This window comes from Pseudoxanthomonas sp. LjRoot127 (genome assembly GCF_964253495.1).
GTDB lineage: Bacteria > Pseudomonadota > Gammaproteobacteria > Xanthomonadales > Xanthomonadaceae > Pseudoxanthomonas_A.
The window spans coordinates 1,079,044-1,097,562 of sequence record NZ_CAXUQR020000001.1; the positions used below are offsets into that span (position 1 = coordinate 1,079,044).

The 18,519-nt window shown below is 68.4% G+C and carries 21 protein-coding genes and 1 tRNA gene; 8 read left to right on the forward strand and 14 right to left on the reverse strand.

The genetic code is table 11. From position 1 onward, the window contains the following. Positions 1-39 precede the first annotated feature (39 nt). On the forward strand, positions 40-2,493 hold the full coding sequence (locus ACSQ19_RS05210) for an ATP-binding protein (protein ID WP_436001106.1): 2,454 nt from the start codon (positions 40-42) through the stop codon (positions 2,491-2,493). Here the strand turns inward: ACSQ19_RS05210 and bfr are convergent. From bfr to ACSQ19_RS05225, 3 genes are all read right to left on the reverse strand, one after another. Beyond that, positions 2,460-2,936 (reverse strand): bacterioferritin, encoded by a 477-nt coding sequence (bfr, locus tag ACSQ19_RS05215; RefSeq protein ID WP_299347135.1) that lies wholly within the window; start codon positions 2,934-2,936, stop codon positions 2,460-2,462. The genes ACSQ19_RS05210 and bfr overlap by 34 nt on opposite strands. 117 nt (positions 2,937-3,053) lie before the next feature. Then, entirely contained in the window at positions 3,054-3,266 is a 213-nt protein-coding gene (locus ACSQ19_RS05220) for a (2Fe-2S)-binding protein (protein WP_296281909.1), read from the reverse strand. A 67-nt stretch (positions 3,267-3,333) separates the two neighbouring features. Continuing rightward, entirely contained in the window at positions 3,334-3,930 is a 597-nt protein-coding gene (locus ACSQ19_RS05225; protein ID WP_296281908.1) for an RNA pyrophosphohydrolase, read from the reverse strand. Between the two features lie 116 nt (positions 3,931-4,046). Here ACSQ19_RS05225 and ACSQ19_RS05230 point away from each other — a divergent pair. Next, positions 4,047-4,123, forward strand: a tRNA-Met gene (locus tag ACSQ19_RS05230). 202 nt (positions 4,124-4,325) lie between these two features. Here ACSQ19_RS05230 and ACSQ19_RS05235 read toward each other — a convergent pair. The 3 genes from ACSQ19_RS05235 to ACSQ19_RS05245 form a co-directional block, all read right to left on the reverse strand. Continuing rightward, entirely contained in the window at positions 4,326-5,180 is an 855-nt protein-coding gene (locus tag ACSQ19_RS05235; RefSeq protein WP_299347138.1) for a hypothetical protein, read from the reverse strand. 259 nt (positions 5,181-5,439) lie between these two features. Beyond that, positions 5,440-5,997 (reverse strand): molybdenum cofactor guanylyltransferase, encoded by a 558-nt coding sequence (gene mobA / locus ACSQ19_RS05240; protein WP_436000443.1) that lies wholly within the window; start codon positions 5,995-5,997, stop codon positions 5,440-5,442. Next, complete coding sequence (locus tag ACSQ19_RS05245; protein ID WP_436000445.1) at positions 5,994-7,418, reverse strand: molybdopterin molybdotransferase MoeA; 1,425 nt, start codon at positions 7,416-7,418, stop codon at positions 5,994-5,996. Before ACSQ19_RS05245 ends, mobA begins: the two co-directional genes overlap by 4 nt. 117 nt (positions 7,419-7,535) lie before the next feature. Between ACSQ19_RS05245 and ACSQ19_RS05250 the strand changes: the two genes are divergently transcribed. From ACSQ19_RS05250 to arsN2, 6 genes are read left to right on the forward strand one after another with little or no spacing between them, the layout of a single operon-like run. Continuing rightward, positions 7,536-7,865, forward strand: a complete 330-nt coding sequence (locus ACSQ19_RS05250; protein ID WP_436000447.1) for an ArsR/SmtB family transcription factor — start codon at positions 7,536-7,538, stop codon at positions 7,863-7,865. Beyond that, positions 7,862-8,353 (forward strand): ArsI/CadI family heavy metal resistance metalloenzyme, encoded by a 492-nt coding sequence (locus ACSQ19_RS05255; RefSeq protein ID WP_436000449.1) that lies wholly within the window; start codon positions 7,862-7,864, stop codon positions 8,351-8,353. The genes ACSQ19_RS05250 and ACSQ19_RS05255 overlap by 4 nt, the downstream gene beginning before the upstream one ends. 20 nt (positions 8,354-8,373) lie before the next feature. Next, on the forward strand, positions 8,374-8,853 hold the full coding sequence (locus ACSQ19_RS05260; protein WP_436000451.1) for an arsenate reductase ArsC: 480 nt from the start codon (positions 8,374-8,376) through the stop codon (positions 8,851-8,853). An 18-nt stretch (positions 8,854-8,871) separates the two neighbouring features. Continuing rightward, positions 8,872-9,261, forward strand: a complete 390-nt coding sequence (locus ACSQ19_RS05265; protein WP_299347146.1) for an arsenate reductase ArsC — start codon at positions 8,872-8,874, stop codon at positions 9,259-9,261. Then, positions 9,261-9,935 (forward strand): aquaporin, encoded by a 675-nt coding sequence (locus ACSQ19_RS05270; protein WP_436000454.1) that lies wholly within the window; start codon positions 9,261-9,263, stop codon positions 9,933-9,935. Before ACSQ19_RS05265 ends, ACSQ19_RS05270 begins: the two co-directional genes overlap by 1 nt. Next, complete coding sequence (gene arsN2 / locus ACSQ19_RS05275; protein WP_296281889.1) at positions 9,932-10,378, forward strand: arsenic resistance N-acetyltransferase ArsN2; 447 nt, start codon at positions 9,932-9,934, stop codon at positions 10,376-10,378. The genes ACSQ19_RS05270 and arsN2 overlap by 4 nt, the downstream gene beginning before the upstream one ends. A 17-nt stretch (positions 10,379-10,395) precedes the next feature. Here the strand turns inward: arsN2 and ACSQ19_RS05280 are convergent, their stop codons facing one another. From ACSQ19_RS05280 to ACSQ19_RS05315, 8 genes are all read right to left on the reverse strand, one after another. Further along, the gene (locus tag ACSQ19_RS05280; protein WP_299347162.1) at positions 10,396-11,763 is read right to left on the reverse strand and encodes an ATP-binding protein; all 1,368 of its coding nucleotides are present in this window, start codon (positions 11,761-11,763) and stop codon (positions 10,396-10,398) included. Positions 11,764-11,780: 17 nt separating this feature from the next. Further along, a complete protein-coding gene (locus ACSQ19_RS05285; protein WP_296281887.1) occupies positions 11,781-12,455 on the reverse strand; it encodes a response regulator transcription factor in 675 nt (224 codons plus the stop codon). 24 nt (positions 12,456-12,479) lie between these two features. Next, positions 12,480-13,145, reverse strand: coding sequence for a tetratricopeptide repeat protein (locus ACSQ19_RS05290; protein ID WP_436000459.1), 666 nt, complete (start codon positions 13,143-13,145; stop codon positions 12,480-12,482). After that, complete coding sequence (locus ACSQ19_RS05295) at positions 13,126-13,971, reverse strand: SDR family oxidoreductase (protein ID WP_436000461.1); 846 nt, start codon at positions 13,969-13,971, stop codon at positions 13,126-13,128. Before ACSQ19_RS05295 ends, ACSQ19_RS05290 begins: the two co-directional genes overlap by 20 nt. Beyond that, entirely contained in the window at positions 13,971-14,645 is a 675-nt protein-coding gene (locus tag ACSQ19_RS05300; RefSeq protein ID WP_436000463.1) for a TenA family transcriptional regulator, read from the reverse strand. The genes ACSQ19_RS05295 and ACSQ19_RS05300 overlap by 1 nt, the downstream gene beginning before the upstream one ends. Further along, positions 14,642-16,147 carry an AMP-binding protein gene (locus tag ACSQ19_RS05305; RefSeq protein WP_436000465.1) on the reverse strand — a complete coding sequence of 502 codons (1,506 nt, stop codon included), beginning with the start codon at positions 16,145-16,147 and terminating at the stop codon, positions 14,642-14,644. Before ACSQ19_RS05305 ends, ACSQ19_RS05300 begins: the two co-directional genes overlap by 4 nt. Further along, entirely contained in the window at positions 16,144-16,803 is a 660-nt protein-coding gene (locus ACSQ19_RS05310) for a thermostable hemolysin (protein WP_296281879.1), read from the reverse strand. Before ACSQ19_RS05310 ends, ACSQ19_RS05305 begins: the two co-directional genes overlap by 4 nt. A gap of 141 nt (positions 16,804-16,944) precedes the next feature. After that, positions 16,945-18,507 carry a sodium/sugar symporter gene (locus ACSQ19_RS05315; RefSeq protein WP_436000467.1) on the reverse strand — a complete coding sequence of 521 codons (1,563 nt, stop codon included), beginning with the start codon at positions 18,505-18,507 and terminating at the stop codon, positions 16,945-16,947. Positions 18,508-18,519: the final 12 nt, after the last annotated feature.

The following is an 18,519-nucleotide window of genomic DNA, read 5'->3' on the forward strand; positions in this document are numbered from 1 at the left end:
CCCACGGCCGGTCGTACGCCGGTGATGCCCTGGGTGACCGTGGCGGGTGTCGCCGCCTTGGGCGTGGCGCTCGGCCTGCACTGGTCCGGCGTACCGGGCCCCTGGCTGCCGCTGACCGCAGGCATGGCCGCCCTTGCACTGGTCGCCGCCGTGGCCTCCGCCCTGAACGCACGCAGCGAGGCGCATCGCCACGCGGGCGTGCAGGCGCGCGCGGCGATGGCCGAATCGGAACGCGACGGTCTGCAGCGTGACCTGCAGCGCCATGATCGCCTTGAGCAGGAACTCGTGCGCGCCAAGCAGGCCGCGGAGTCCGCCGCGATGGCCAAGGGCGAGTTCCTGGCCACGATGAGCCACGAGATCCGCACGCCGCTCAACGGCATCGTGCCGATGCTGGAAATGCTGTCGCGGGCGCCACTGGCCGCCGACCAGCGCGAGATGCTGAGCACCGCGACCGCGTCGTCGCACCAGCTGCTGCGCATCGTCGACGACATCCTCGACTACTCCAAGCTCGAAGCGAACAAGCTGGACCTGGAGATCACCGGCTTCAACCTGCGCGAACTCCTCGACGGCGTGCTGCAGCTGATGTTCCGGCCGGCGGAGAACAAGGGCCTGCGCCTGAGCCTGCAACTCGACCCCGCCGTTCGGCTGCCCGTGCGTGGCGATCCGGTCCGCTTGCGCCAGGTGCTGACCAACCTGATCGGCAACGCCATCAAGTTCACCGAGCGCGGCACGATCACGCTGGTGGTGCGCCGGCTGGGCGAAACCGCCGCTCAGCACCTGCTGCGATTCGAAGTACGCGATACCGGCATCGGCATCGAAGAGGACGCGCGCCATCGCCTGTTCCACTCTTTCAGCCAGGCCGATGCCTCCACTACCCGCCTGTACGGCGGCACCGGGCTGGGGCTGGCGATCTGCCGGCGCATCGTCGACCTGATGGGCGGCCGCATCGACGTGGTGTCGGAGGTGGGGCGCGGCTCCACCTTCTGGTTCGAAGTGCCGCTGATGAAGATCATCGGCGACCTGCGCCAGCGCGACAACGGCGCGCTGGACCACGGCCGCGTACTGATCGTGTCGCCCGACGCGCGCCTGCGCCAACGTCTCACGCTGCTGGCGACCAACTGGGGCATGCAGCCGGTGGCGGTGGAAACGACGCAGGAAGCCCTGGATCGCCTGCGCCTGGTCGGCGAACAGGGGCAGCAGGATTATCTGGCGGTGCTGGCCGACGTCGGCGGCATCCGCAGCACGGCGCTGGCGCTGCACCGGACCATCACGCGGCGTCCTTCGCCCGACGCGCTGCGGCTGGTGTGGCTGTACGGCGACGAGACCGTGCCCGTCGAACTGCATCCCCGCAGCACGCTGCTGTCACGGCAATCGCCCGACGCCGACCTGCGCGCCGCCCTGACCGGCGCGGCACCCGAACAGGAGCCGGCGAACGAAGCGCTGGACGGGATGTTCCCGGAGCTGGCCGACATCGCGGCGCCGCCGGCGGATGCGCCCCCCGCTCACACTGAAGCAGAAGGCGTCGCGCGCCTCTCCGCCGCGCCCGAGGAAGAGCCGGCAACCGCGCAACCCGAGTCCGCGGTCGTCAGCGCGATGCGGACCGAACCCCGCCTGCTGCTGGTCGAGGACAACCCGGTCAACCTGCTGGTGGCGCAGAAGCTGCTGTCCGCGCTCGGCTTCTCGTGCGAGACGGCGGCCAACGGCGACATCGCGTTGAAGCGCATGCAGGTGGAGCACTTCGACCTGATCCTGATGGACTGCCAGATGCCGGTGCTCGACGGCTATGCCGCGACGCGGCGCTGGCGCGAGCTGGAGGCGCAGCGCGCCGACGGCGGTCGCCTGCCGATCGTGGCGATGACGGCCAATGCCATGGCCGGCGACCGGCAACGCTGCCTCGATGCCGGGATGGACGACTACCTGGCCAAGCCGGTGTCGCGCGAACAACTGGAAGGCTGCCTGCACCGCTGGCTGCCGGACCGCATGAACTTCGTGCTCCGCAATGCCGCCCTGGTGACGAACGCCGAACCGGCGATCCCCGCCCCCGCCGTGTCGACGGCCCGGGCGCCGGCGCCGAGTTTCCCGGTCCTGGACCAGACCATGCTGGAGGAACTGCGCGAGATCGCCGGCGACGAAACCACGCGCATCATTTCGATCTTCCTCGAAGACGCGCCCCGCCTGATCGGCACGCTGGAGAAGGCGGCGGCCGTGCCCGACCTCGATGCGATGCGTGACGCCGCGCATACGCTGAAGTCGTCGAGCGCGAACGTCGGCGCGATGGCCCTGTCGGCCGCGGCCAAGCGGGTGGAACTGGGCGCCCGTGCGCGGAAGCTGGAACGTCCGGCCGTGGCCGTGGCCCTGGTGATCGCCGAGTACGCGCGCGCGCGCATGGCCCTGCAAGGCTATGCGGCGCAGCAGCTGGGCCGGCCGCTGCTGCAGCCGCCGGCCGTCGCGACCATGCCTCAGTCGTCGCCCTCGAGCTTGGTCAACAGATAATTCGGCTCGCCGATGCGGTCGATGACCGACAACTGCGTTTCCAGCCAGTCGATGTGTTCTTCTTCGGAATCGAGGATGGCGACGAACAGCTGCCGGCTGACGTAGTCGGCGACGGATTCGCAATGGGCGATCGCCTCGCGCAATAGCGGCAGCGCTTCGTGTTCCAGCGCCAGGTCGCATTCGAGGATTTCACGCGGCGTCTCGCCGATGCGCAGCTTGCCCAGCGCCTGGAAGTTCGGCAGGCCATCGAGAAACAGGATGCGCTCCGACAGTCTGTCGGCATGCTTCATCTCGTCGATGGATTCCTTGTACTCGTGCTCGGCGAGTTCCCTGAAGCCCCAGTTCTTCAGCATCTTGGCGTGCAGGAAGTACTGGTTGATCGCGGTCAGCTCGTTGTAGAGCGCCTTGTTGAGGTACTCGATGACCTTGGTATCGCCTTTCATGGCCATGCTCCGTGGGCGGAAGGACGGCGAAGGTTAGCCCGTGCGCGCCGCGGGTGACGGAACGCGAATCGTGATCATTCGGTGATGCGACCGCGCTGCAACGCAGCCACGGGATCGTCAGGCGGCGTGCGACAGGCCGATGATCGGGAACACGCTCTCGCGAGGTGCGGGCTGGGCGGCCTGCAGCACGTCCATCGCCATGTCCAGGCAGCTGCCACAGTTGGCGCCGGCACCGGTCCGCATCGTGAGTTCGGCCATGGTGGTGCACCCGGCGCTGGCGGCTTCGCGGATCTGGCGGTCGGTCACGCCGTTGCAGATGCAGACGTACACGGTGGCGGTGGTGATGCGGCGGGCACGGGACGGCCCGGGGCTATTCCACCCCGAATGAGAATGATTGTCAATTCTTGAGGGGTTCGCCCACGCCGCCACGTTTACGCAGCGGTCGGTCGCGACCCCGGCGTCGGGGCGCATCCTGCGACCGGGGCATGGGCAGCTGGGGAGGGATCGCCTGCGGACCGGCGACCGTCCGGGCGAAGGTGGCCAAGTGCTCCAGCGCGCTGGCATAGACCCGGCGCTTGAAGATGACCACATGCTCGAGCGGGTACCAGAAGTCCACCCAGCGCCAGTGGTCGAACTCCGGGCTTTCGGTCAGGTCGAGGCGAAGATGCGCCTCGTCGCCCACCAGCCTCAACAGGAACCACACCTGCTTCTGCCCGATACAGACCTGGCGTTCGTTGCGCCGGATGGCGCGGGGAGGCAGTCGATACCGCAGCCAACCGGGCGTGACACCCAGAACTTCAACATGTTCGGGCAACAGGCCGGTTTCTTCGCGCAACTCACGATACATGGCCTCGACCGGCGTCTCGTCCGTGTTCATGCCGCCTTGCGGAAACTGCCAGCCATCCCGGCGCACGCGTCGTGCCCAGAACACCCGGCCATCCGGCCGCATCAACACGATGCCGACATTGGGTCGGTAGCCGTCCGGATCGATCACGATGCGGACTCCTGAAATCTACTGCCACCGACTCTGCCATGCCCCGCCGCAGGCGACAAGCACGTGCCGCCGGCTTGACAGGCGGGGGGTCGAAATGAAGAATACGCGGTTCACGCGGCTATGTAGCTCAGCCGGTTAGAGCACAGCACTCATAATGCTGGGGTCGGTGGTTCGAGTCCACCCATAGCCACCAGATTCCCGAGCGGAATCAACGCGTTGAAAGAAACCCGCCGCGAGGCGGGTTTTTTGTTGTGTCCGCGGGTGCGCCGGGCGAGTGCAATTCCTTGGCAACCCGTTCTCCCGTGTCACCCCGGTTCTACGTCTCAAGGGCAAGATTCTTTCCCGCAGCTGCCTGGATAGCGGGCGTCGCTTTCCGCCACACGGGCTGCCTCCCTTCAATAGCGCAGCGTGATGTAGAGGTGAGGTGTCGCACTGCGGATGCGGAAGTTGCCGCTGAACGTTGACGCGGGGGCCGGCATGCCGGACGCCGCAGGGTTGTTTCGCTCCAGTTCGGTGCGATGGATCGAATAGCGCACTCCTATCGCCATCACGGACGCAGGAAGGTACTCGAGGCTTACGCTGGCTTCTTGGCTCCGAGCCGCCAGCCGGTCTCCACTCCTGCGGCCGAGCGAGGCATCCGCCCCGACTCGCCAATCGCCTATCCGTCTGGCGTACTCAGCCCTGACATGCGGCAGGGTGACACGCTCGCTGGCGCTACTGTCGATCTCGAACTCACCCGGAAATCCCTCGACGATGGCACTCAGCTTGTTTTCAATCCGAACTCGGGAAGTACCTAACCCGATACCCCATGCCTGCCTGGCATCCTTGGCCAGGAACCACGTATAGGAAAGCGTCTCTATCTTGGCGTCCAGCGAATTGGAGATTGCCGTGCCACTCGAGAATCCGCTGCCATCGATGGTGATTGGCCGAGTGGTCCTGCCTCGATAGGCGTTCCCGATCTTCCAGCGCGTGGCCTGGAGCCGGTGCGAGTCGGCCAAGGTCACACCCGCTTTCCACTGGGACTCATCGAAATGGGGCAAACCCAAGTCGTCGTAGTAATCGACCTGGGTTCCGCTTGACAGGCCTGGGTAATCCCAGCGAGCGCCGAATTCAGTGCTTTCCAGTGGGATTGCGCTGCTCAGGTAGACCCGGTCGAGCACGGCGCCTGCTTGCGCTGCAGCCGGACCAGCGTGAACACAAAGACCCAGGCCGACAGCCAGGGGCAGCAGGGTGCGATTGACGTGATGCAAGGAGAACTCCTTCCTTCGGTCGGCGGCTCGGCGGCAAGAGGCGATGTACCGTATACGGGCAAAGGGAACAAAGCGTCGCGGACAGATCCCGCCACGAGGTACCAGCAGCGCCATGTAGGCCCCGTGCTGGCGACGTGCGCCCGCTAATCCGCCCCGCCCGCGAGCTTGATCGGGCCACGAGGCGCCGGTCAGAAGAAGGTTTGCTCAGCCACGTGTGCCCGCAGGGATTACTTCTGCAAGAAATTTCCGCTCGCCATGATCAGCAGAACTCCGCCTGCAGCGCCCTCCACTCCGCCGGTGTATTGCAGTTGCGCAACGCATGCTCCCAACGCGTCGCCGGCAATACCCGTGTACCCACCGCGCGCTGCAGTGCACGCAGCGAGCGCTCGCCGCCGGAACGCGCGCCGACAGCCTCGATCACCGTGCGCGTGCCGGCGTCCGCGCGCAGCGCCATCGGCAATGGGTGGCCGTCCACGCAGGTGCAGGTGGCGCCGGTGGTGAGCAACGCCTGCAGCAGGTCGACGGACAGCAGCGGCATGTCGACGGGCACGACGATCCATGCACCGTCGTGCAGGCGCGGCGCCAGTTGCGCCAACGCGCCCATCGGCCCGGTATCGGGCGTTGCATCGGGTATGCCCCCCAGGTCATGACGGTCGCCGCTGACGATCACGTCGTCCGCGCCCGCCGCGATCAAGCGTGCGTGCATGTGCGTCAGCAGCGTGCCATTGCCCCAGGGCAACGCCGCCTTGTCCGTGCCCATCCGCGACGAGCGACCCCCGGCCAGCAGGACGGCGCGCCACGTAGATACGCCGCTCATTCGCAGGTCCAGGACGGGGCGCAGAGATGGCTGCTGCCATGGACGTCCACGCATGTCCCGGCGTCGACGCGGCGCACGTCCGCCGGCAAGGTGATCCACACGGACGATCGCGAGAACGGCAATAGCCGGAACGAGGCCTGGCCGTCGGACACGTGCGCCCGCAACCGCCCTTCCGCGTCGCATCGGAGGGTGCCATGAAGCGCCGTGAGCAATCCCTCTCGCTTGTCGCAGTGCCTGGCGAGGGGTACGCGTCGCCGTGTTTCCGCAGGCAGGCCCAGCCAGGCGCGCAGCAGCGGCTCCACCAGGAAGCGGAAGGTCGCCGCCGTCGACAGGGGATTGCCTGGCAGGCCGACGAACGTCGGTCCGTTGCGCAGGCGCGCGGCCAGGACCGGCTTGCCCGGCCGCATCGCGACGCCATGGAAGAGCATGTCTGCATCGCGCACGGCGAGCGCGGCGGGAACGAAGTCGTAGCATCCCTTCGACACTGCTCCCGTGCTGAGGACCAGATCGACCCCGTCGGCGAGCGCCGCATCGAGCGCGGCCTGGAACGCGGCGACGTCGTCGCCGACGCGGGTGATGTGGATGGCTTCCGCGCCGGCCGCCGACAGCGCGTGCACGAGCCAGGGCGAGGTGGCGTCGTGGATGCTGCCGATCGGCAGCGGTTCGCCAATGCGTGCGATTTCACGCCCCGTCACCAGCAACGCCACGCGCGGGCGACGCACGACCCGGATCGCGGCAATGCCCAGGCCCGCGAGAAGCATCAGCGCCCCGGCATCCACCACATGGCCGGCCGGCAACACGCACTGCCCCGGCTGCACGTCTTCGCCGCGTCGTCGGAGATTGGCCCCCGGCACGATATCGTCGCGCACGCGGACGCGTGATACCCCCGATGCGGACGAAGCAAGCCGGTCGAGATGTTCCAGCGGCACCACGGTATCGGCGCGCGACGGCAGCGGCGCGCCCGTCATGATCTCCCACGCCTCGGCGTCGTCCTGCGGCGCGGGTGCACCGGCACCAAGGCGCGCGCCGATCTCCCACACGCGATCGGGGGCGATCGGCCGGCCTTCGGTCACGAGAGCCACGCCGTCGAGAGCGGCGTTGTCGAAGGGCGGCAGGGCAATGTCGCTCACCACCGGGGCCGCCAGCACACGACCCATGCCATCGAGCGGCGCGACCGCGCATGCATCCAGCAGCAGCACGCCGTCTGTCAGCCGTTTCACCGCCTCGTGATAACCGATCAACTGTGTCCTCTTGGCCAGCGGCGCCGCACGACAGCCTAGTGCCCGACCCCGTACTTGCCAATCGCATCCCTCGCCCACGGGTGCGTCGAGCCACGCCCGCACCGTGTGCGCGATCCGCGCTGCCCTGCGCCGGACAGAGAAAGGGCTCCGTGTGCGCGTGACGGGGCGGGCCTGCTCCATACGTGCCCGCGGACGGGCGGGACGTGGATGCGCGCACAACGATTACGCCTACACGGCCTGCATGCCGGAAGGGATTGACCTGTCGTATATTTCCTATATTCTGGAATTATGGAAACAATGACCGCCCTGAAATCGCTCGCTGCGCTCAGCCACGAGTCCCGCCTGGCCGCGTTCCGCACGCTGGTGCAGGCGGGCCCCGACGGCCTGGCGGTCGGCGAGTTGCGCGACCGGCTCGACCTTCCACCCGCCACGCTGTCCGCACATCTCAACGTGCTGCGTGCCGCCGCGCTGGTCCACGACACCCGCGAGGGACGGGTCATCCGCGTGCGCGCCAACTACCTGCAGATGAACGGGCTGATCTCATATCTCACCGAGAACTGCTGCAACGGCGTCGCCGCCTGCGCGCCCGCCACGTCATGCCCACCCCGAAAGAAGGCCACGTCATGAACCGCTTCCATGTGCATCTCAACGTCACCGATCTCGACGCCAGCATCCGTTTCTATACGCACCTGTTCGCCAGCGAGCCCGCCGTGGTGAAGCCGGACTACGCGAAGTGGATGCTCGACGACCCCCGCGTCAATTTCGCCATCTCCAATACGGGCCGCGCGCCGGGCGTGGACCATCTGGGCCTGCAGGCGGATGACGATCGCGGGCTCCGCGAGTTCGGCCGTCGCCTGGATGCCGCCGGTGGCAGTGTCGTACCGGAGCAGGCGGCGATCTGCTGCTACGCGACGTCCGACAAGCTGTGGACCGAAGATCCGCAGGGCACGCGCTGGGAAACCTTCCACACGCTCGGCGAAGCCACCACCTATCACGCGGGCGATGCCGCCTGTGCGACGGACGGCACAAGCTGCACGCCTGACCCCAAAGCCATGAAAGCCGCAGTCGCCGCTTCCGGGAGTGCCTGCTGCGCGCCCCGGTCCGGCTGTTGCTGACGGTCGCACGAGACGCCGACATGACCGACCATCTCTACCGCGTGCTCTTCCTCTGCACCGGCAATTCCGCCCGCAGCCAGATGGCAGAAGCGTTGCTCAACGTCCTTGGCAAGGGACGCTTCGAGGCGTTCAGTGCAGGCAGTCAGCCGACGGGCCATGTGCAGCCGCTGGCGCGCAAGCTGATCGAAGAACTGGGTTATACGACGCCCTTGCGCAGCAAGGCATGGGACGAATTCGCCGCACCCGACACCGCTCCGCTGGATTTCATCATCACGGTTTGCGACAAGGCCGCAGGTGAAGCCTGTCCGGTGTGGCCGGGCCAGCCGGCGCTGGCGCACTGGGCCGTGCCCGATCCCGCCCTGCGGCCCGATGACCTGGGCGCCTTCATGGATGCGTGGGTCACCCTGCGGCGTCGCATCGAACTGCTGTTGGCTCTGCCGCTGCCCTCCCTCGATGCCCTCGCGCGTGAGCAGCACGTGCGTGCCATCGGCCTCTCCTGAACTGCCGACGACATCGCCATGACGAATCCCCGTGTTCTCTTTGTCTGTATCGAAAACTCCAATCGCAGCCAGATGGCCGAAGCCTTCGCACACCTGCATGGCGGTGCTGGCATCGAGGCCTTCAGTGCCGGGTCGCGGCCCTCGGGGCGTATCAACCCCAAAGCGATCCGTTTCATGTCCGAGCTCGGCTACGACCTGTCGACGCATGGCTCCAAGTCGCTGGATGACGTGGACGGCGAATTCGATGCCGTCATCACCATGGGCTGCGGCGACGAGTGCCCGTGGATTCCGGCGAAGCGGCGCGAGGACTGGGGCTTGCCGGATCCGCGCGACATGGACGACGACGGGTACCGGGCCGTGCGCGACGACATCGGGCGCCGGGTGAAGGCGCTGCTGGAATCGCTCTGATGCAACGCGCCCTGCTGGCCGAAGGCCTCGGAACGCTGTTGTTGCTGTCCGTCGTGGTCGGCTCGGGGATCATGGGCGAGTCGCTGGCAGGCGGAAACGTTGCCGTGGCATTGCTCGCGAACGCGGCGGCGACCGCCGGTGCGCTGTACGTACTGATCACCACGCTGGGACCGGTGTCCGGCGCGCACTTCAATCCTGCGGTGACGCTGGCCATGCGCTGGCGTGGCGCGATCGGCACGCGTGCGGCGGTCGCCTACATGGCCGTGCAGATCGTCGGCGCCGTAGCCGGGGTGCTGCTTGCGCACGCGATGTTCGATCTCGCACTGTTCCAACCCGGTACGCGTGCGCGCAGCGGTGGCGCGCAGTGGCTCAGCGAAGGCGTCGCCACGTTTGGCCTGCTGCTGACGATCCTGCTGGGCCTGCGCCATCGTGCAAGCGCGATCCCCGCGCTGGTGGCGAGCTACATCTTCGCGGCGTACTGGTTCACCGCCAGCACGTCGTTCGCCAATCCGGCGGTGACGGTGGCGCGTGCGCTGACGCAGACCTTCGCCGGGATCCGACCCGACGACGTCCCGGGTTTCATCGTCGCGCAGCTTGTCGGTGCGGCCCTCACCGTGGGCGTCGCAACGCGGCTCGCTTCGTCGGCGCCGCCCGTTCAGGAGGAATCCGCGTGACCACGATTCGTTTCGCCACCGAGGACGACCTGCCGCACCTGCTTGCGCTGTTGAAGCAATCCTCGCTACCCACGGAAGACCTGGTGGATGCCGACGTGGCATTCCTGGTCGCTGACAGCGATGGCACCATGGCGGGGGTGATCGGGTTGCAGTCCTTCGGCACGGATGCGCTGCTGCGTTCGCTCGCAGTCGCAGCGGATCATCGTGGCCAAGGGCTCGCGCGTCGACTGGTGGCGGAACTGGAGGCCGCCGCGCGCCGTCGCGGCATCGACACGGTGTACCTGCTGACCCAGACCGCCGAGCGCTTCTTCCTGCTGCAGGGTTTCGAGGCGCTGCCTCGCCACGAAGCGCCCGCCACGCTGCAAGCCTCGGCAGAGTTCCGTTCGCTCTGCCCTGCCTCCGCGGTGTGCATGCGCAAACGCCTGACGCGGTCGGTGGCCTGACGCGCGCACCGATAAGGTCAGGCCAGGCAGGGCAGCTCCACCCGCACGGACAGCCCGCCCCACCGCGACGAAGGCGCCAGGCGGATGGTGCCGGCGTGTGCGGTGACGACTTCCTTGACGATCGCCAGGCCCAGGCCGCTCCCTTCGTGCGGGCTGCCCAGGCGGCGGTAGAAGCGGTCGAACACGCGGGCATGGTCCTCGTCGGGGATGCCGGGGCCGCTGTCGTCGACCACTAGGAACGCGCGGCCGTCGCTCTGGCCGGTAAGCACTTCGATGCTGGCGCCAACGGGGGCGTAGCGGGAGGCGTTCTCGACCAGGTTGCGCACCAGCAGGCCGAGCGCGATCTCGTCGCCGGACACCTGCACGGGCTGCAGGTCCGCGTGCAGGACTTGGCCCTTGGCGTCGAGCAGGGGTCGGGCCGCGTCGATCTCGACGCCCGCCAGCGCCGAGAGGTCCAGCCGCGCGGAAGCCGGCGCGCGCGCCGTGCTCTCGGCGCGACTCAACGACAGCAGCTGCGCGACCAGGCGCTCGACGCGCTGCACGCTGGCGGCCAGCAGTTGCTGCGACGCCTCCCGCTCGCGGTCGTCGCGGGCATGCTGTGCGTTGTCGGCGTGGATTTTCAGTGCGCTGATGGGCGTGCGCAGTTCGTGCGCGGCGTCGGCCACGAAGTTGCGCTCGCGCACCAGCGCCACGTCCAGGCGTTGCAGCAGGCCGTTGATGGCATCGACCAGGCCGCGCGCCTCCTGCGGCACCTCCGCCGGATCCAGTGGCGAGAGTCGCTCGGGATCGCGCTGGCCGATCTCATGCGAGATACGTCGCAGCGAGCGCGTCGCCAGCGCGACACTCCACCACACCGCCAAGGCGATCAGCGGAAGCGACAGCAGCAACGGCAGCAGCGTGCCGCCGGCGATGTCGCCGGCCAGTTCCTCGCGGATGTCGGTGAGTTCGGCGGACTGGAACCATCGTCCGTTCGGCGATTGCAGCGTGAACGCACGCCAGTGCGCCCCGTCCACCACCACGTCCTCGTAGCCGGCCTCCAGGGTCGCCAACGGACGCGCCGGCGCGCTGTCGGAGCGCAGCAGCAGCCGACCCTGCGCATCCCATACCTGGAACGCCAGCTTGTTCTCGTAGGCATGGCCATCGTTGAACGCCAGCGCCTCGCCCACGCCGTGCGCCTCTCCATGCCAGCCGCGCAGCACGATCGGCTCGCCCGGAAACGCATTCAGTTCGCTGAGCGGCTCGTCGACCAGGCTCACCAGTACGCGGGTGGACTGCACCAGGCGTGCATCGAACATCTCGCCCGCTTCCTGCAGGCCCGCGCGATAACTCAGCAGGCCCGCGGCGGCCATCACCACCGCCAGCGTGCCCAGCAACAGCCACAGCAGCGTCGCGCGCATCGACCTCATGCAGCATCCCCACCGGCGTCGCCCAGGGCGTAGCCGAGGCCGCGCACGGTGCGGATGATGCCGGGCTCCAGCTTGCGGCGGAGCTGGTGCACATGGACGTCGACGGCATTGCTGGCCACGTCCGCGTCCCAGCCGTACAGGTGCTGCTGGATGGCGTCGCGCGCCATCGGGCGGCCGCGCTGTTCCATCAGCACGCGCAGCAGGGCGAACTCGCGTCGCGTCAGGTCCAGCGCCCGTCCCTTCCAGGTCGCGGTGAGCGAGGCGGGATCGAGCCGCAGCGGGCCCGATTCCAGCGAAGGATTCGCGCGCCCCGCGCTGCGCCGGATCAACGCACGTACGCGCGCCAGCAGTTCGGCGGTATCGAACGGCTTGCCCAGGTAGTCGTCGGCGCCGACATCCAGCCCCAGGGTGCGGTCGGCCGGGCGTTCGCGTGCGCTCAGCACGAGGATCGGCACGGCGTCGCCGGTGGCGCGCACCTGACGGATCACCTCGATACCGTCCATCCGTGGCAACCCCAGGTCCAGCACCACCAGGTCGAAGCCGCCATCGCGCAGCGCGAGCAGGCCGCTCGCCCCGTCCTGCACCCAATCGACGGCGAAGGCGCCGCGCCGCAGTGCGGTGCGGAGGCCTTCGCCGAGCGACAGATCGTCTTCCACCAGCAGGATGCGCATGCAGCCAGTCTGGTGGCCGCCCCCTCAGTGCGCAAGATGCGTCGCCACGTCCTTCAGCTTCGCCTGCGCTTCCTGGCGGCGACCGGCGTCGGCGACCTCGCGACCCGGGCGCGCAGGCGCCGCGAGCGCCTTCTGGAAGGCCGCACGGGCACCGGCCCAGTCCTTCTGGTCGCGCAGGAAATCGGCGTAGAAATAATTGGCGTCGATGCCGTCCGGATCGATGGCCAAGCCCTTGCGCAGCATGGTGCGCGCGGCATCGTCGTCGCCGAAGCCGAGCGGCCAGCCGGGCACCTGGTAGTAGAGCGCCCCCAGGCTCGTGTATGCCGCGCCATCGAGCGCATTCGCATCGAGCTTGATGGCCGCTTCGAAATCCGCGCGCGCGCGCTTCACCAGGCCCAGCGCACCCATGCCGCCCTTCTCGCCGGCCAGGCTGGACAGCACGATGCCTTCCCAGATCAGCGCCGAAGCGTCGCGCGGGTTCGCCTGCCTGACCTTCTCGGCCTGGTGGAGGAGATCCTCGAACGCGGACTCGCGCTGCGCCTTGGGCACCTGGTAGTTGACCTGCGCCCAGCGGTCGCGCACCTGCGATGCGCTGCTTGCGCCCGGCTCGGCGGCCATCGCGATGCCCACGATCAGGGCGGTGGACATGAGGATCAGGAAGAGCATGGACTTACCGTGGCGTCGTTTCATGGCGAAGGGTCTCCTGCGGTGCATGGGAAGTTCGGGGCGGTCGCGCATGGCGACGGATGATGGGCAGGCTGGCGCGAAGGCTGCGGTCGACGAGGCCGGGCAGCGCCCCGTTGAGGCGGGCGAAAAGCTTTTCCGGCCAGCCTATCTGCAACCGCGGCGCACCCCGCACGATCGCGGCGACCAGCTGGCGCGCAACGTCGGCGGGCGCATCGCTGGCCACCTTCAGCTCCACGTTCAGAGCGTCGACCGTGGCGCTGTTGAACGGCGTGCGCGTGGCGCGCGGCGACAGGTACTGGAAGCGCAGCGGCGTGTCGGCATATTCGCGCGCCAGCGCTTCGGTCATGCCGCGCAGGCCGAACTTGCTTGCGCTGTAGGCGGCGAAACCGGGGAACGCCAGGCTGCCGAAGGTCGAACCGACCACGGCCACCGACGCTGCATCGTGCATGCGCAGCAGGGGCAGCAGGGCATGTACCAGCAGCATCGGCGCCACCAGGTTGGTCTGCATCAGGTGCGTCATCTCCTCCGGCGACTGGTCCTCGAACAGGCCGAACGCGGCCTGCGCATGCGCGAGCACGAGCACCGATGGCGTGGGAACGGCGGCACGCGCGGCCTCGATCACGCGCGCACGACCCGCTTCGGTCGCCACATCACCCACCGCCCACGACAGGCGGCCCGCAGGCAGTTGCTGGGCGAGCCGGCGCAGCCTGGCTTCGTCTCGCCCCACGGCCAGCACATGCGCGCCGGCGGCGAGCAGCGCCGCGCACAGCGGCACGCCGATGCCGCCACTGGCCCCGGTGACGACCACGGTCCGACCGGCAAGGTCCATCAGGCCGCCTCCGCCAAGCGCACGCCGTCGCTGCGCAGCGTGCGGAAGATATCGCCGTACAGCACGTAGAAGCGGCGCGCCGCGTGCACGATGGCGGCCTTGTCGCCCTCGTCGTCGATGCGGTCCATCAGTCGCTTGAAGAAGCCGACATGCTCGACGTCGAGGTCGCCATGCGAGAGCAGGTAGCTGAAGGCGTTGCACGGAAGATCGAGCGACGTCTGCAGCGTGTTCGCCGCGCGCGTGGCGAGCGCCACGCTGGTGCCTTCCAGCACCAGCACCATGCCGAAGAAGCCGACCGGATTGCCGCGCTGGATGGTGTCGTAGGCGTAGCTGACCATGAGCTCCGTCGCCAGCGAAGGCGTGGACGCTTCCGCCGCCGCGCGGTCTTCACCGCACACGGCGATGTCGTCCAGCACCCATTCGTGGTGCCCCATCTCCTCTTCGATGTACTCGCCCACCGCAGTACGCAGCCACTCCAGCCGGGCCGGCAGCCGCGCGCCACAGGCCATCAGCAGTGGCACCGTGTGGCGGACGTGGTGGAAGGCCTGGGTCAGGAACGCCACGTAGTCGTCGCGGGCGATCCTGCCCGCAAGCGCGGACTGGATGATGGGGATGGACAGCAGGCCATCGCGCTCGCGCGCCGTCTTCGCGACCAGTTCGTCATGGAAACTCATGCAGCAACTCCGGAGGGGGATACGTTGGGGGCGCGCCGGTAGCAGGCGTCGACGTCGGCCTGGTAGTGGCCGAGGATCGCCTCGCGGCGCGGGCGGCCGTTGGCGGTCATCAGGCCCGCGTCCGCAGTGAAGGGGGCGCCCGCGCGCACGAAGCGGGCGATGCGTGCGTAATCGGGCAAGCCGGCGTTGACGTCGGCCAGCGCACGCGCGAGACGCGTGTCGTCGATGTCGGCGCGGCGCGGCACCAGCACCGCCACGTTGTCCGCCTGGCCCTCGCCCCACACGACCGCCTGGGCGATGGCGGGGTGTGCGAGCAACTCGCTCTCGACCCACTCCGGCGACACGTTGCGGCCGAACGCGGTGATGAAGACGTTCTTGCGGCGACCGGTGATGTGCACGAAGCCCTCGTCGTCCATGTAACCGAGGTCGCCGGTGCGGACCGGGCCTGCCGGCAGCGGTTCACCGCCGAGGTAGGCGAGCGCACGCGCGCCGTCGACCTGGATCTCGCCGTCCACGATCGAGACGCGGGCGTGCGGCAGCGGGCGACCAACGCTGCCCTCGCGCAGCGCATCGGGGCGGTCCAGGCAGACCACCGACCCGCATTCGGTCAGGCCGTAACCCTCGAACACCGGCAGCCCGAGCGCGCGAGCGCGTCGCAGCAGGCCCGGACCGACGCGTCCGCCACCGACAGCGACGTAGCGCAGCGACGGCGGAAGTGGCGCGCCCTGCTCGGCCGCCATCACCAGCGCCAGCAACAACTGCGGCACCAGGATCACGCTTTCCGGCTGGTAACGGTGCAGGCAACGCAGCAGGGTGGGCACGTCCAGGCCGGTGGCGCCGGTGTAGCCGATCTCGGACAGCGACGGCAGCGCGATTTCCGCGTCGGCAAGCAGGGTCGCGTACAGGCCCGCCACGTTCTCCAGCAGCGTGGCCAGCGGCATCAGGCACAGGTGCCGCCGCGGCGCGATCGACGCCGCGGCATCCACCAGCGACGCGGCGACGGTGAACAACGTGTCCGCGTCGAGGCATACACCGCGCGGGCGACCCGTCGTGCCGGAGGTATAGGTGATGCACGCCGCGCGCGCCGGCAACCCCGTCGCGCCGCTCTCGTCGGCCGGCGTTCGCCAGCATGCCAGCCGCTCGCCATCGAGGAAGCCGGTCAACGCTTCCGCGCCCGGCGGCATGGCATCCTCGCGTGCCGTCATCACGCACTGGGCGCCGCTGTTGGCGAGCGCATGCCGGACCTGCGCTTCGGAGAAGAACATCGGCAGCGGCACATGCACACCGCCGACCTCGCGCAGCGCCAGGTCCAGCACGAACCAGGACGGCCCGTTGTCCAGGCGACTGGCGACACGGCGGATGCCGCTCTTCGCCAGCCAGGCGACCAGCGCATCGATCCTTGCGGCCAGCATCCGGTCGTCCAGCACGCCGTCCGCGGTGATCACGCGCGGCAGGGTGCGCTGGCCCGGGTTGCGCAGCACGACATCCATCGGCCGGATCATGGCGCGCCCGCCAGGCACAGCATCGGCGCATCGCATGCCTGTGGCCGCGGGACTCCGCGCAGATAGGCGACGCCTTCGGCCAGGTTGCCGCAGATCAGCCGCGGACGCGAGGCGTAGTAGCGACCCCAGTCGCCGCTGGCGTCGCCGAGTCGTTCCGCGCGGGCCTCGGCCAGGTCGAGCATCGGCAGGTGCAGTCGCTCGAATGCATTGCGCAACTGCTGGGTCGCCACCAGCAACACCCAATCCATGCCCGCGGCCTGCAGGGTGAGTGCGAGCTGCAGGATGAGCTCGCGTGCGATGCCGGGCGTGGTGGCGGCGAAGTTGCCCACTTCCACCACCCGGCGCCGGTCGACGTGCGCCAGGCCATGCTGCGACATCGCCTGTTCCACCGGCACGTCCAGGTAGTGTTCGACGAACAGCGGCCCCTCGCCGCCGGCACGCACGCCGACCGCGGCGGCGAGCCTCCCATCGCTGTCGCGATAGGCGATCAGGTGGGGGAAGAAGCTGCGCAGCGTCGCGCCGTGGCGGTCGCGATAGACGCCGGCGATGAACGCCTCCACCTCGGCGCGGTCCGGATCGCCCGGATCGACGAAGCGGACGCTGACGAAACGGCCGGGGAGCGGTGCGAGGGCGATGTGGGAGCGGATCCAGTGCATGGCGGGCATGCTGGAAGCGCTGGATTAAGGCCCAATTAGCCGGAAGTTAAGCCGCCATTAGATTCTGCGAATGAATTCGTGAGAATGCGCGCTGCATCAAGCCGCAGCTAAATCCCTTGTGAATGCCGCCCCGCTGGCGGGTTACCAGAACAGCGTGTAGAGCGCCACCAGGATGCCGAGCACCGCCACCGCACCGATGTTGAACGAAGTGCCCGTGCGGTACTCCACATCGTCCGTGCGGATGACGTCCTTCTCCGGCGCATGCGGCGTGGCCAGCGACACGACGACCGCCAGCGCCAGCGCCAGCAGGAACACCAGGCCGACGCGGTCGATGAAGGGCAGCGCCGGCCATGCCAGCTTCAGTACGATGGACAGCGCGAACGAGCCGATCGCCGCCGCCAGCGCGCCGGCCTCGTTGGCGCGCTTCCAGAACAGGCCCAGCATGAAGATCACCACGATGCCCGGGGTGAAGAAGCCGGTGTATTCCTGGATGTACTGGAACGCCTGGTCGAAGCTGCCGAGGAGTGGTTTGGCCGCCAGTATGCCGAGCACGACGGTCACCACCGCGGCGATGCGGCCCACGCGCACCAGCGTGGCTTCGCTGTGCTGGCGTTTGCCCTTGGCGTAGAAATCCAGGGTGAAGATCGTCGCCACCGAATTGATCTTCGATGCCAGCGACGCGACGATCGCCGCCACCAATGCGGCGAACACCAGGCCCAGGATGCCGGTGGGCAGCAGCCGCATCATCGTCGGATAGGCCTGGTCGGGCTTGTCCAGGCCCGGCGCCAGCATCACCGCGGCGATGCCGGGCAGCACCACGATCACCGGCATCAGCAGCTTGAGGAAGGCGGCGAACAGCACGCCCTTCTGCGCCTCGCCGATGTCCTTCGCGGCGAGCGCGCGCTGGATGATGTACTGGTTGAAGCCCCAGTAGCTGATGTTCATGATCCACATGCCGCCGATCAGCACGCTGAGGCCCGGCAGGTCCTTGTAGAACGGGTTGTCCTTGTCGAGGATCATCTCGAAGTGGCCCGGCTGCGCGGCCCAGAGCTTGTGGAAGCCGGCGACGACACCGGCGCCCTCGCCCAGTTCGTTGAGCGTGAGGCCCGCGAGCAGCAGGCCACCCAGCACCAGCAGCGATACCTGCACGATGTCGGTCAACGCGACCGCCTTCAACCCGCCATAGAGCTGGTACAGCAGCGCGAACACGCCGATCAGCACCACCGCCAGCATCTGGTCCATGCCGGTGACCTGCGACACCGCGATGGCGCCCAGCCACAGGATCGAGGTGACGTTGACGAACACGTACAGCCCCAACCAGAACACGGCCATCAGCGTGCGGATGCGCGTGCCGTACCGCTGCTCGAGGAACTGCGGCATCGTGTAGATGCCGTTGCGCAGGAAAACCGGCAGGAACCACTTGCCGACGATCAGCAGCGTGGCCGCCGCCATCCATTCGTACGACGCGATGGCCAGGCCGATGGCGTAGCCGGAACCGGACATGCCGATGATCTGTTCGGCCGAGATGTTGGCCGCGATCAGCGACGCGCCGATGGCCCACCACGGCAACGACTTGCTCGCGAGGAAGTAGTCCTTCGCGTCCTTGGTGTGCCCGGCCTTCTCGCGCGACACCCACTGCGCAAGCACGAAGATGCCGGCCAGGTAGGCCAGCACGATGGCGATATCCAGTCCCGACAGTGTCATCCCGCTCCCCTT